Here is an 11,750-nt window from a genome sequence, read left to right on the forward strand (position 1 = left end):
GGGTCGGGGCGTTCATGGGCGGATTATGTCACGCCACGCCGGCGAGGTCCCCGGCGCGCAGGCGCTGGTCCAGGGCCCGCAGCTGGGCAGGCGTGCCGACGTTTTCCCAGGTGCCGTCGAAGCGCTCGCCAGTGGCCAGGCCGGCGGCGATGGCGCGGCGGTAGAGCGGGCCCATGGCGGCCTTGGTGCCAGGGGCGAGCTCGGCGAAGCTGCGGCTGTCGTAAAGGCCGATGTTGCCGAAGGTGAGCGTGTGCGCGCCATCGGCGTGCAGCCAGCCGGCGTCGTCCAGGGCGAAGTCGCCAGCGGGATGGAAGGCCGGGTTGGGCACCATGACGAGATGCATCAGCGGCTCCGGGGCATCCACCATGCCGGCGGCCAGCGGCAGCAGCTTGCGGTAATCGTAGTCGCTGTAGATGTCGCCGGAGACGACGAGGAAGACGCTGCTGTCGCCGGCGGTGAGCAGTGGCAGGGCCTGGGCGATGCCGCCGGCGGTTTCCAGCGCCTCCGCTTCGGCGGAGTAGTGTAGCCGGACGCCGAAGCGGGCGCCGTCGCCAAGGGCGGCTTCTATCTTTCCGCCCTGCCAGGCGTGGTTGATGACGATGTCGCGCAGGCCGGCGCGGGCCAGTGCTTCGATCTGCCACACGATCAGCGGCTTGCCGCCGACGGCCAGCAACGGCTTGGGGCAGTCGTCGGTCAGCGGGCGCATGCGTTCGCCGCGGCCGGCGGCAAGGATCATTGCCTTCATGGTCAGAAGGTATAGCCGACGGTGACGGGTTCCGGGTCCAGCTTGTCGAGCAGCTTGAGCAGCGGGCCGAGGTCGCGGTAGCGGGCGCAGGCGCGGCGCAGGTAGTCCATCACCAGCGGCATGTCGGCCAGGTAGCCGTCCTTGCCGTCGCGGTGGTAGAGGCGGGCGAAGATGCCGAGCACCTTGATGTGGCGCTGCACGCCCATCCATTCGAAGTCGCGGTGGAAGTCATCGAAGGCCTCGCGTACCGGCAGGCCGAGGCTGCGGGCGGTTTCCCAGTAGCGGGCCAGCATGTCGAGGACGAAGGCTTCGTCCCAGCGGATGTAGGCGTCCTTGAACAGCGAGGCGAGATCGTAGGTGAGCGGGCCGTAGACCGCGTCCTGGAAGTCGATCACGCCCGGGTTGCGGCCTTCCGGGATCAGCATCAGGTTGCGCGAGTGGTAGTCGCGATGGACGAAGACCTTGGGCTCACCCAGGTTCACCGCCAGGATGCGCTCGAAGGCCTGGTGCAGCATGGCCTTCTCCTTGTCGTTCAGCGCCACGCCCTTGTGGCGGGCGATGTACCACTCCGGGAAGAGCATCAGCTCGCGCAGCAGCAGTTCGCGGGAATACTCGGGCAGCGCGCCCGGCCGGCTGGCGGCCTGGATGGCGGCCAGCGAGCCCAGGGCATCGGCATAGAGATGGGCCGCCGCCTGCGGATCGGCGTGGGTGCCGCGCAGCGCTGAGAGGTAGGTGGTGCTGCCGAGGTCGGAGAGCAGCAGGAAGCCCTGGGCGCGGTCCTCGGCGAGCACGTCCGGCACATGCACGCCGGCATCGCGGAACAGGGCCGCCACTTGCAGCCAGGGGCCGCAGTCCTCGCGTTCGGGCGGCGCGTCCATCGCCACCAGGCTGGGCGAGCCGTCGGCGAAGCGGGCGCGGAAGTAGCGGCGGAAGCTGGCGTCGGCCGACGCCGGCGTGAGTTCGAAGGCGCGGCCGGGCAGGGTTTTCTCCAGCCAGGCGTGGAGTTGTTCGAGTCGCTGCAAGCGGGTTCTCCGCGTACGTTCGTGTAGAATCCGCGAGTTTATCAACACGGCCGCTGCGCGCGCATCCGGCCATCTTCGGGACGACGGGGAACGCTTTGCCAGACATGGGCTTGAAGACGCGGATGCGGTTGATTCCGCTGCTGTTGTGCTGGATGTCGGGGACGGCTTTCGCCGCGGGCATGTCTCCCCTGGTCGTTTCTCCCGACTTGGTCCGCGGTTCCCGCGACAAGGCCGCCACGCCTGCCGCCGCCCAGGCGGCCGACAAGCCGGCGCAACAGCAGGGCTCCGCCACCGCTGCGCCGGCCTCGTCTGCCGCTTCCGCTGCGGAGGTCCGCCCGGTGCGGCCCGCCGGCGACGAAGGCACGGCCGTCGTGGTGCCGGTGCAGCCGAAACCCTCCGCCGGTGCCAGCGGGCAGGTGGTGCGTCCCGAGCAGACCCGGGCGCCGGTTGCCGCGCCGGCAGCCCAGCCCAGCGCCGCGACGCCAGCCCCCGGCGGCACCGAGATCCGCGCCCTGCGCATCAGCGGTACCCGCGCGGTGGAGCTGGTCGCCGATGGCGACGCCGAACTGCAGCGTGGCGAAATGGTGCTGAGCGCCGACAAGCTCACTTACCGCGAGCCCACCGATGAAGCCCTGGCCGACGGCAACGTGCGCCTGCGCGAGGGCCAGAACAAGGTCACCGGCCCGTCCGCGCAGCTGGTCGTCGGCGAGCAGGTGGGCGAGTTCCAGTCGCCGGTCTATCGCATCACTCGCGAGCGCCCCGCGCTGGTCGAAGGCGAGCCGCCGCGAGTTGTGTCCGGCAGCGGCCAGGCGGACGTGATGTATTTCGAGGGCGAGAACCACTACCGGCTGGAGAACGCCACTTGGTCCACCTGCACGCCGGACGATCCCGACTGGTACATCAAGGCGCGCGACCTGCAACTCGACTACGACCGCGAAATCGGCACCGCCCGCAGCGGCACCGTGGTGTTCAAGGACGTGCCGCTGCTGTGGACGCCCTGGGCTGAGTTCCCGCTCGTCGGCCAGCGCCAGTCCGGCCTGCTGGCGCCCACCTTCGGTACTTCGAACAAGACCGGCCTGGACCTGTCGGTTCCTTATTACTGGAACATCGCGCCCAACTACGACGCCACCATCGCGCCGCGCTACATGAGCCGCCGCGGCCTGCAGCTGGCGATCGAAGGGCGCTACCTCGGCGAGACCTACAAGGGCGAGGCGCGGGTGGAATGGCTGCCGCGCGACAATGTCAGCGGCGAAGAGCGCAGCCTGGGTTCCTGGCAGCACCAGCAGTGGATCACGCCGCAGCTGTATGCCTCCTTCGACGTCAACGGGGTGTCGGACGACGAGTACTTCGAGGACCTCAGCACCCGCATCTCGGTTGCCTCCAAGGTCAACCTGGTGCGGGAAGGCCGCCTGATGTACGTCGGCGGCGACTGGTGGTCGGCCTCGGCGCTAGTGCAGAGCTACCAGACCCTGAATGCCGACCCGGACGTCACCTACACCACGCCCTACCGCCGCCTGCCGCAGCTTATGCTGAACGCCAACCGGCCGGATCTCATCGGCGGGCTGGCGGCCACCTTCCAGAGCGAGTACGTCAAGTTCGCCCACCCGGACGAAGGCATGCCGGAGGGGACGCGTGTCATCGCCTATCCCTCGCTGTCGCTGCCCATCCAGCGGGCGGGTTACTACATCACGCCCAAGGTGGGCGTGCACCAGACCCAGTACGACCTGGACCGCGGCCTGCCCGGCGGGCGCGATTCCATCACCCGTACCGTGCCCATCTACTCGGTGGATGCCGGCATGACCTTCGAGCGCGACGTCAATCTGTTCGGCAGCGACTATGTGCAGACCCTGGAGCCGCGCCTCTACTACCTGAACGTGCCCTACCGCCGGCAGGACGACATTCCGATCTTCGACACCAGCCGCTTCGACTTCGGCTTCGCGCAGATCTTTTCCGAGAACCTTTACACCGGTGGCGACCGCATCGCCGACGCCAACCAGATCACCGCCGCCGTCACCACCCGGCTGATCGACCCCACCACCGGTGGGGAGCGCCTGCGCGCGCTGATCGGCCAGCGCTACTACTTCGAAGACCAGCGCGTCACCATCAACCAGCTGGGCGGCAGCGTGGTCGAAGAGCCGCGCACCGGCCGGCGCGCCGACATCCTGGCCGGCTTCAGCGGCCACTTCAACCGCGAGAACTCGCTGGATTCGCTGATCCAGTACAACCCGCGGGACAACTGGACCGAGCGCTTCAACGTCGTCTACCGCTACCAGCCGGACTTCGCCAAGGCGCTCAACCTCAGCTACCGCTACGCCCGCGACATCCTGCGCGATGTCGACGTCTCCGGCCAGTGGCCGCTGGGCGGCGGCTGGTACGGCGTCAGCCGGCTGACCCACTCGCTGAAGGACGACCGCCTGACCGAGGCCATTGCCGGCCTGGAGTACGATGGCGGCTGCTGGGTGTTCCGCGTCGCGGCGCACCGCTTCGCCACCAACTCCGAAGACACCACCCAGGCCTTCTTCATCCAGCTCGAACTGAACGATCTGGCCAGCATCGGCACCAGTCCGGTAAGCCTGATCAAGCGTAGCGTGCCGGGCTATGGCACGATCAACGACCCGGTTGCCAACCGGGTGTTCGGTTTCGACTGAGTTTTTCCTGCACTTCTCCGCCCCATCCGTTCCCGAGGCATCATGAATCGATCCCTGTTTCTCCTCCGGTCGCTGATCGTCGCCGGCCTTTCCTGCGTAGCCCTGGCCCAGCCGGTTTCCGCTGCGTCGGTGCGCCCGGTCGAGGTGGACCGCATCATCGCGGTGGTGAACAACGAAGTCATCACCTCCCAGGAATTGCGCGCCCGGGTCGACCAGATCGTTCGCCAGTTCAGCCGGCAGGGCAACCAGCTGCCGCCGCAGGACGTGCTGCAGCGCCAGATCCTGGAACGCCTGATCGTCGAGCGCGCCCAGCTGCAGCTCGCCCGCGAGACCTCGCTGCGGGTGGACGACGGCATGCTGGAGCGTGCCATCGCCCGCATCGCCGAGAACAACCGCCTGTCACCGCAGGAGATGCGTGCGGCGCTGGAGCGTGATGGTGTGTCCTGGAGCCGTTTCCGCGACGAGATCCGCACCGAGATCCTGCTCACCCGCCTGCGCGAGCGCGAAGTGGACAGCAAGGTAGTGGTGACCGACGCCGAGGTGGACAACTTCCTCACCAACAATCCGGACGCCTTCTCCGGCGTCGAGTACCACGTTGCCCACATCCTGCTGCGCGCGCCGGAAGGCGCCTCGCCGGAGCAGATCGCCCGCCTGCGCCAGCGCGCCGAGACGGTGATGGCGCGGCTGCGCTCGGGCGAGGACTTCGCCCGCGTCGCCGCCGAAACCTCGGATGCGCCGGACGGACTCAGCGGCGGCGACCTCGGCTGGCGCGAGCGCGACCGCCTGCCGGCGCTGTTTGCCGACGCGGTGCGCAGCCTGCAGCCTGGCCAGGTCTCGCCGGTGATGCGCAGCGCCGCCGGCCTGCACATCGTCAAGCTGGTGGAGTCCCGCGGCGGCTCGGCGGCGGGGCCGCAGCAGCTGGAGCAGACCCACGCCCGCCACATCCTGATCAAGACCTCCGAGGTGGTGTCCGACGCTGAAGCCGAGTCCCGCCTGCTGGGCCTGCGCGAGCGCGTGGTGAACGGCGCAGACTTCGGCGAACTGGCCAAAGCCAACTCCGCCGACCTCTCTGCCGCCAAGGGCGGCGACCTCGGCTGGGTCAACCCGGGTGATACCGTGCCGGAGTTCGAGCGCGCGATGAACGCGCTGAAACCGGGCGAAGTCAGCCCGCCGGTGCATTCCCCCTTCGGCTGGCACCTGATCCAGGTGGTGGAGCGACGCATGCAGGACGTCACCGACGAGCGCAAGCGCAATGCCGCGCGCTCCATCCTGCGCGAGCGCAAATCCGAAGACGCCTACGAAGACTGGGTCCGCCAGCTGCGTGACAGCACCTACGTCGAATACCGCCTGGAACAGGAGTGAGCGTGACCGCCCCGCAGCCCGGCGTGCTCGCCGTCACCAGCGGAGAGCCGGCAGGCGTCGGGCCGGAGTTGTGCCTGCGCCTGGTCGAGCGCGACTGGCCGCTGCGGCCGGTGGTGCTGGGGGATGCCGGGTTGCTGGCCGAGCGCGCCCGCCTCATCGGCGTGGCGGTTCAGCTGCGGGAGTACGACCCGGCCCTCGCACCTGAACGCGGTGTGCTCGACGTGCTGCACGTGCCGCTGGCGGCGTCCTCGCAGCCCGGCATGCTGGCGGCCGCCAACGCTGCCTATGTGCTGGAGCTGCTGGACCGCGCGCTGGCCGGCTGTACTTACGGCGAATTCGCCGGCATGGTCACCGCGCCGGTGCACAAGGGCGTGATCTGCGAAGCCGGCGTGCCTTTTTCCGGCCACACCGAGTACTTGGCCGCCAAGACCGGCACCCCGCTGGTCGTCATGATGCTGGTCGGCGGTGGCATGCGCGTCGCCCTCGCCACCACCCACCTGCCGCTGGCCGCGGTGCCTGCCGCCATCACCCAGCCGCTGCTGGAAGAAACCCTGCGCATCCTGCATGCCGACCTGAGCAATCGCTTCGGCCTGGATTCGCCCCGCATCCTGGTCGCCGGCCTGAATCCGCATGCGGGCGAGGGCGGCCACATGGGACGGGAAGAGATAGACGTCATCGCTCCGGTGCTGGCGAGCCTGCGCGAGCACGGCATGCGCCTCACCGGCCCGCTGCCGGCCGACACCCTGTTCGTGCCGCACACCCTGGAGCAGGGCGACGCCGTGCTGGCGATGTACCACGACCAGGGGCTGCCGGTGCTCAAGCACGCCAGCTTCGGCGGCGGAGTGAACGTCACCCTCGGCCTGCCGGTGATCCGCACCTCGGTCGACCATGGCACCGCGCTGGACCTGGCCGGCACGGGCCGCGCCGACGCCGGCAGCCTGTTCGCCGCCTACGAGCTGGCGGTCACCATGGCTGCGGCCCGCCGCGCCTGAGGAATCCATCGATGGAAGAGCATCGTGCGCGCAAGCGCTTCGGCCAGAATTTCCTGTCCGATCCCAACATCATCCGCCGCATCATCGACGGCATCCGACCGCAGGCCGGCGAACTCATGGTGGAGATCGGCCCCGGCCTGGGTGCGATGACCGCGCCGCTGGTCGAGCGCCTGGGCCATCTGCATGTGGTCGAGATCGACCGCGACCTCATCGCCCGCCTGCATGAGAACTACACGCCGGAGCGGCTCACGGTGCATGAGGGCGACGCGCTGAAGTTCGACTTCGGCAGCCTGGGCGCGCCGCTGCGCATCGTCGGCAACCTGCCCTACAACATCTCCACCCCCATCCTCTTCCACCTGGCGGAATTCGCCGAAGGGGTGAAGGACATGACCTTCATGCTGCAGAAGGAAGTGGTGATGCGCATGGTGGCCGAGCCCGGCACCGAGGAATACGGCCGCCTGTCGGTGATGCTGCAGTACCGCTTCCGCATGGGCCGGCTGTTCGACGTGCCGCCGGGCGCTTTCCGGCCGGCGCCCAAGGTGATGTCCAGCATCGTGCGCATGGTGCCGCTGCCGGTGGAGCAACTGACGGCGACGGATGAGGTGCTGCTCGGCCGCATCGTCACCGCCGCCTTCGGCCAGCGCCGCAAGACCCTGCGCAATACCTTGCGCGACTTTCTCGACGAAGCGGATTTCGAGGCCCTCGGCCTGGACGCCGGCCTGCGCGGCGAGCGCCTGGCGATGGCGGAGTTCGTCGCCATCGCCAACCATGTCGCCGCCAAGGGGGCACGGGCCGGTACGGCGGCCTGAACCTGGCGCCTCCGCTGGCGCTGCCGCTGCGCTCGCCGGGTGTCTCAGGGCTTCTTCGCCGCGCAGGTGCTGAGCCCCAGCAAGGGATAGAGCGGGCAGCGACTGGCCAGGCCGGTGGCCAGCGGCACCACGCCTATCCAGGCCCACAGCGGTCCGCCCAGCAGGGCCCAGGCGATCAGTCCGAGGCCCACCAGGATGCGCAGCATCCGGTCGATTCCGCCGACATTGGCTTTCATGGTTTTCTCCTTCGGTCGTTGGCAAATGCTTGCGATTGCACCAGCCGGAGGAGGGGCGGGTCTGTGACCTGGGTTACACAGGGCCGGGCGCCGTGGCACGCCGGCAATCGCCGGCATCCGGCCCGTTCGTGGTTGGTGCTGCCCCCGCTGCCGGCCTGGATGCGCCAGGAAAGCTTCAGCCCGCCCCGCCGGCCAATGCCCGCAGGCCCGCCGGGTCGAGGATCTCCACCTGTTCCCGCGACAGCTTCAGCAGCCCTTGGTCGGCGAAGCCTTTGAGCAGGCGGCTGACCATCTCCCGCACGCTGCCCAGTTCGTCCGCCAGCTGCTGATGGGTCACATGCAGCACCCGGCCCTTGCCCAGCAGAACAGCGGCCAGGCGCTGGTCCAGGCGGCGGAAGGCGACTTCCTCCACCAGCTGCATCAGGTCGGCGATGCGCTCGGCGAACAGGTGGAAGACAAAATCGCGGAAGGCGGCCACGGTGAGGAGCTGGTCGAAGACCGGTGCCGGCAACAGCATCAGCCGCAGCGGCGTCTCGGCCACGCCGCGGGCGTTGTAGTCCGCCCGGCCGAGCAGGCAGGAGGCGGAGAGGATGCAGGTCTCGCCGGCGATGATGCGGTAGAGCGGCAGCTCGCGGCCGCTGGGCGAGCGCTTGCTCACCCGTACCGAGCCTTCGAGCAGGAAAGGAAAGCCCTCGCAGCCCTGGCGTTCGTCGAACAGCACGCTACCGGCGGGAACTGCCATCCATCGGGCCGGCGCCAGCAGGCGCTCGCGGTCGGTTTCGGCCAGCGCCGCGATGGCGGGGTAGCGTGTCAGCAAGGTGGCGACGTCGTTCATGTCGGCTCCGGGAAAGTGCGCTGCAGCCAGGCCAGTACCAGCGCGGTGGCCGCCTGCGGCGTGCCGATGTGGTCTGCCTCCAGCTCGTGGTACGCGCTGGCGGGGTGCGCCGGCGCCAGCGCGTAGGCGTAGCCGCGCCCGAGGTCGAAGTGGGCGTCGGCGCGGCCGACCGCCCACAGCAGTGGCAGCGGCTCGAGATGGCGGCAGTTGTCCGGCATCACCGCCGGGCCATCCGGGGCGAAATACTCAAGGTAGTGTGCAGGCGGGATACGCACTGGCCGCGGGCGGCCCTGGAAGACGTCGGTCAGGGTGAGGCGTTCCTGTTCGCCGCTGGCGACGGCGTGGGCGGCACGGGCGAGGGAATCGGTACTGATGCCCTGTTGGTGCAACCAGTCCGGGAAGTGGCCAGGGCCGAGCACCAGCAGGCCGTCGGCCGATGCATGACGGCGGGCGCAGGCGAGGGCGGCGTTGGCGCCCATGCTGTGGCCGCCGAGCACCACCTGGCCGCAGCCCTGCCGGCGCAGGGCCTGCGTGGCGGCGTCCAGGATCTGCAGTGCGTCGTGGAAGGAGGCGTCGTACAGGCGGGCCAGCGACCAGGGGAGTTCCGGCGTCAGCACCGGGTGGCCGGCGGCGCGCAGTGCGTCCGCCAGCGCGCCGATGGCATAGGGCGGTTTGTCCCACTTGCCGTGGGCGAGCACGATGCCCGGCCGCTTCATGGCGCGGGGTGCCGTTTCAGAGCGCCAGCTCCAGCACCACCGGGGCGTGGTCGGAGGGGCGTTCCAGGGCGCGCGGTGTTTTGTCCACCACGCAGCTGCGGCAGGCGGCGGTCAAGGCCGGCGAGACCAGCAGATGGTCGATGCGCAGGCCGAAGTTGCGGCGGAAGGCGAACAGGCGGTAGTCCCACCAGGAGTAGCTGCGCTCCGGCTGCTCGAACAGGCGGAAGGTGTCGACCAGGCCGAGGCCGAGGAGGGCGGCAAAGGCGGCACGCTCCGGCTCGGAGACGTGGATCTCGTCCTTCCAGTCCGGGTGGGCGTCGCGGTCTTCGGGCGCGACGTTGAAGTCGCCGCCCAGCACCAGCCGTTCGTGCTGACGCATTTCCTCGCGCAGCCATTCGGTCAGCGCGCTCAGCCAGCGCAGCTTGTAGGCGAACTTCTCCGAACCCACCGCCTGGCCATTGGGAAAGTAGCCGCATATCACCCGCACGCCGTCCACCGTGGCGGCGATGATGCGCTTCTGCTCGTCGGAGAAGCCGGGGATGTCGCGCAGCACCTCGGTGGGCTCGGAGCGGCTGAGGATGGCAACGCCGTTGTAGGTCTTCTGGCCGTTGTATACCGCGTGGTAGCCCGCCGCCTGCAACTCGGTCAGCGGGAAGACCTTGTCCTCCATCTTCAGCTCCTGCAGGCACAGCGCATCCGGCTGGTTGGCGGCGAGCCAGTCGAGCACATGGGGAAGGCGGACCTTCAGCGAGTTCACATTCCAGGTGGCGATTTTCATTGGGGCAGGGGCGTATTCGAATGGCGGTGGATGGTACCGAGGCTTGGGGGCGAGGCCAAGCCGGAGGCCGCCTTCACGCGGCGAGGTCCGCCGTCGGCAGACGCAGGCGGAGGAGGATGAACTCCGCCGGCCTGATCGGTGCGAAGCCGAGTTGCAGGACGATGCGTCCTTCGACGAGTTCGGCCGGGCTGGTGCTTTCCCGCCCGCAATGGACGAAGAAAGCTTCTTCCGGCTTGCCGCCCTGGAAGGCGCCCTGGCGCATCAGGGCCAGCATGAAGCAGCCGGCTTCCCGCCGCAGCCGGGCCCACAGTACTTCGCCATTGGGCTCGAATGCCGCCCAGGCGAGGGCTTCCTCCAAACCTTGTTCGATGAAGAGCGCCAGCCGGCGCACCGAGATGTACTTCCACTCGGAGCCGAGCTCGTCGGCGCCGGCCAGGGTGCGTGCTCCCCACACCACCCAGCCGCGGCCAGGGAGGCTGCGCAGGCAGTTGAGGCCCTGCTGGTTGAGTTGACGCTGCTGGGCGTCGTCCAGGCGCTGCGCGCCGTCCAGGGCGCCGAGCAGTTGGGCCGACTCGCCGGAGGGGGCTTTCCACACACCGCGTTCGGCATCGTTGCGGACGATGACGCCGGCGATGGCGCCGCAGGGGGCGAAGGCGGCGGCGCGGTTGCCGGCCAGCGGGTCGGCGAACAGCAGGCGCGGAAAGTAAAGGGCGACGTTGGCTGCCGCGGTAAGGCCGATGCGTTCCCGCAGCGCGCGCAGTTCCGCGCCCAGCGGCGGGGTGCTCCAGTGCGCGGGGGCGTCCATCATCAGCATCGCCCGGCGCTGCTGGCAGTAGGCGGCGGCCTCGGCCCAGCTTGCCGGCGCCACCTCGGTGTCCCGCTGCGGCGGCGGCAGGCAGAGCAGCTTGAAGGGGATGCCTTCCAGTGCGTGGAGTCCGGTGCCGGCATGGCGCTCACCCACGAGCTCTGCGTCGCCCACCGGGGCGCCGTCGCTGCCGGGTGTCGCCGCGCTGGTGGGTTGGCCTTGTCCGTCCAGGATGGCGACCGCTGCCGGATCGGGGCGCGTGCCTGCCGGCAGGCCGTGCCGCACCCGCGCCAGGCGGGAGCTGCGGGCAAGGGCGGCGTCGATGAAGCGCGGGCTGTCCGGGTTGCAGCACAGGTCGCGGAACACCTCGGTGTTTATGGCGTTACCGCCTGCGCCCAGTTCTTCCAGGGTGAGGTTGAAGTAGGGTTCGTCCGCCGCGCCGCCGGTCATGTGGTCCACCGTGGCGCGCAGGTGCCGGCCCCAGCTGCCGGGGCTGGCGGCTTCCAGCGTCAGTTGGCCGTCGCCGGCGGGCAGCGCGAGCGTGGCGGTGCAGGCGGCTGGATCGCCATTGAAAACGCGGACGATGCAGGCTTCGCGGCCGCCATTGCGGAAGTAGTGTTGCACCGCGTGGCCCAGGGTGTCCTCGGCGCGCGGGCTGCCGAAGTGGAGCTCGTAGTCATGAGCGCTGCCGACCTTCAGCGGGGTATTGACCGGCCCGCGGCGGGCGGCGCCGATGAAGGCGGCGAGGGTGGTGGTCGCGCCGCCTGGCGGGGGCGATAGCGCGGCGGGGATTTCTTCGATG

General features: G+C 69.5%; 11 protein-coding genes. 4 read left to right on the forward strand and 7 right to left on the reverse strand.

Annotation, left to right across the window (positions count from 1 at the left end):
• Positions 1-28: 28 nt before the first annotated feature.
• Entirely contained in the window at positions 29-745 is a 717-nt protein-coding gene (murU, locus tag GRF61_RS21115) for an N-acetylmuramate alpha-1-phosphate uridylyltransferase MurU (protein ID WP_169152596.1), read from the reverse strand.
• A gap of 2 nt (positions 746-747) precedes the next feature.
• Positions 748-1,767 carry a phosphotransferase gene (locus tag GRF61_RS21120; RefSeq protein WP_169152597.1) on the reverse strand — a complete coding sequence of 340 codons (1,020 nt, stop codon included), beginning with the start codon at positions 1,765-1,767 and terminating at the stop codon, positions 748-750.
• 122 nt (positions 1,768-1,889) lie between these two features.
• On the opposite strand from GRF61_RS21120, the gene GRF61_RS21125 reads away from it, so the two are divergent.
• From GRF61_RS21125 to rsmA, 4 genes are read left to right on the forward strand one after another with little or no spacing between them, the layout of a single operon-like run.
• A complete protein-coding gene (locus GRF61_RS21125) occupies positions 1,890-4,415 on the forward strand; it encodes an LPS-assembly protein LptD (RefSeq protein WP_248281378.1) in 2,526 nt (841 codons plus the stop codon).
• Between the two features lie 42 nt (positions 4,416-4,457).
• Positions 4,458-5,777: a peptidylprolyl isomerase gene (locus tag GRF61_RS21130; protein WP_169152599.1), complete on the forward strand. Its 1,320-nt coding sequence runs from the start codon at positions 4,458-4,460 to the stop codon at positions 5,775-5,777.
• Positions 5,774-6,769: a 4-hydroxythreonine-4-phosphate dehydrogenase PdxA gene (gene pdxA, locus GRF61_RS21135; RefSeq protein WP_169152600.1), complete on the forward strand. Its 996-nt coding sequence runs from the start codon at positions 5,774-5,776 to the stop codon at positions 6,767-6,769. The genes GRF61_RS21130 and pdxA overlap by 4 nt, the downstream gene beginning before the upstream one ends.
• Before the next feature lie 11 nt (positions 6,770-6,780).
• Positions 6,781-7,578 carry a 16S rRNA (adenine(1518)-N(6)/adenine(1519)-N(6))-dimethyltransferase RsmA gene (gene rsmA / locus GRF61_RS21140; protein ID WP_169152601.1) on the forward strand — a complete coding sequence of 266 codons (798 nt, stop codon included), beginning with the start codon at positions 6,781-6,783 and terminating at the stop codon, positions 7,576-7,578.
• Positions 7,579-7,622: 44 nt separating this feature from the next.
• Here rsmA and GRF61_RS21145 read toward each other — a convergent pair whose 3' ends face one another.
• From GRF61_RS21145 to GRF61_RS21165, 5 genes are all read right to left on the reverse strand, one after another.
• Positions 7,623-7,814 (reverse strand): DUF2892 domain-containing protein, encoded by a 192-nt coding sequence (locus tag GRF61_RS21145; RefSeq protein WP_169152602.1) that lies wholly within the window; start codon positions 7,812-7,814, stop codon positions 7,623-7,625.
• A gap of 175 nt (positions 7,815-7,989) precedes the next feature.
• Complete coding sequence (locus GRF61_RS21150; protein WP_169152603.1) at positions 7,990-8,649, reverse strand: Crp/Fnr family transcriptional regulator; 660 nt, start codon at positions 8,647-8,649, stop codon at positions 7,990-7,992.
• Complete coding sequence (locus GRF61_RS21155) at positions 8,646-9,365, reverse strand: alpha/beta hydrolase (RefSeq protein ID WP_169152604.1); 720 nt, start codon at positions 9,363-9,365, stop codon at positions 8,646-8,648. Before GRF61_RS21155 ends, GRF61_RS21150 begins: the two co-directional genes overlap by 4 nt.
• A gap of 16 nt (positions 9,366-9,381) precedes the next feature.
• Positions 9,382-10,143 carry an exodeoxyribonuclease III gene (gene xth / locus GRF61_RS21160; protein ID WP_169152605.1) on the reverse strand — a complete coding sequence of 254 codons (762 nt, stop codon included), beginning with the start codon at positions 10,141-10,143 and terminating at the stop codon, positions 9,382-9,384.
• Between the two features lie 73 nt (positions 10,144-10,216).
• A partial coding sequence (locus tag GRF61_RS21165; protein ID WP_169152606.1) for a phage tail sheath subtilisin-like domain-containing protein occupies positions 10,217-11,750 on the reverse strand: 1,534 nt, incomplete at its 5' end.

The sequence above is a fragment of the Azoarcus sp. TTM-91 genome, from assembly GCF_012911025.1.
Classification (GTDB): Bacteria; Pseudomonadota; Gammaproteobacteria; order Burkholderiales; family Rhodocyclaceae; genus Azoarcus.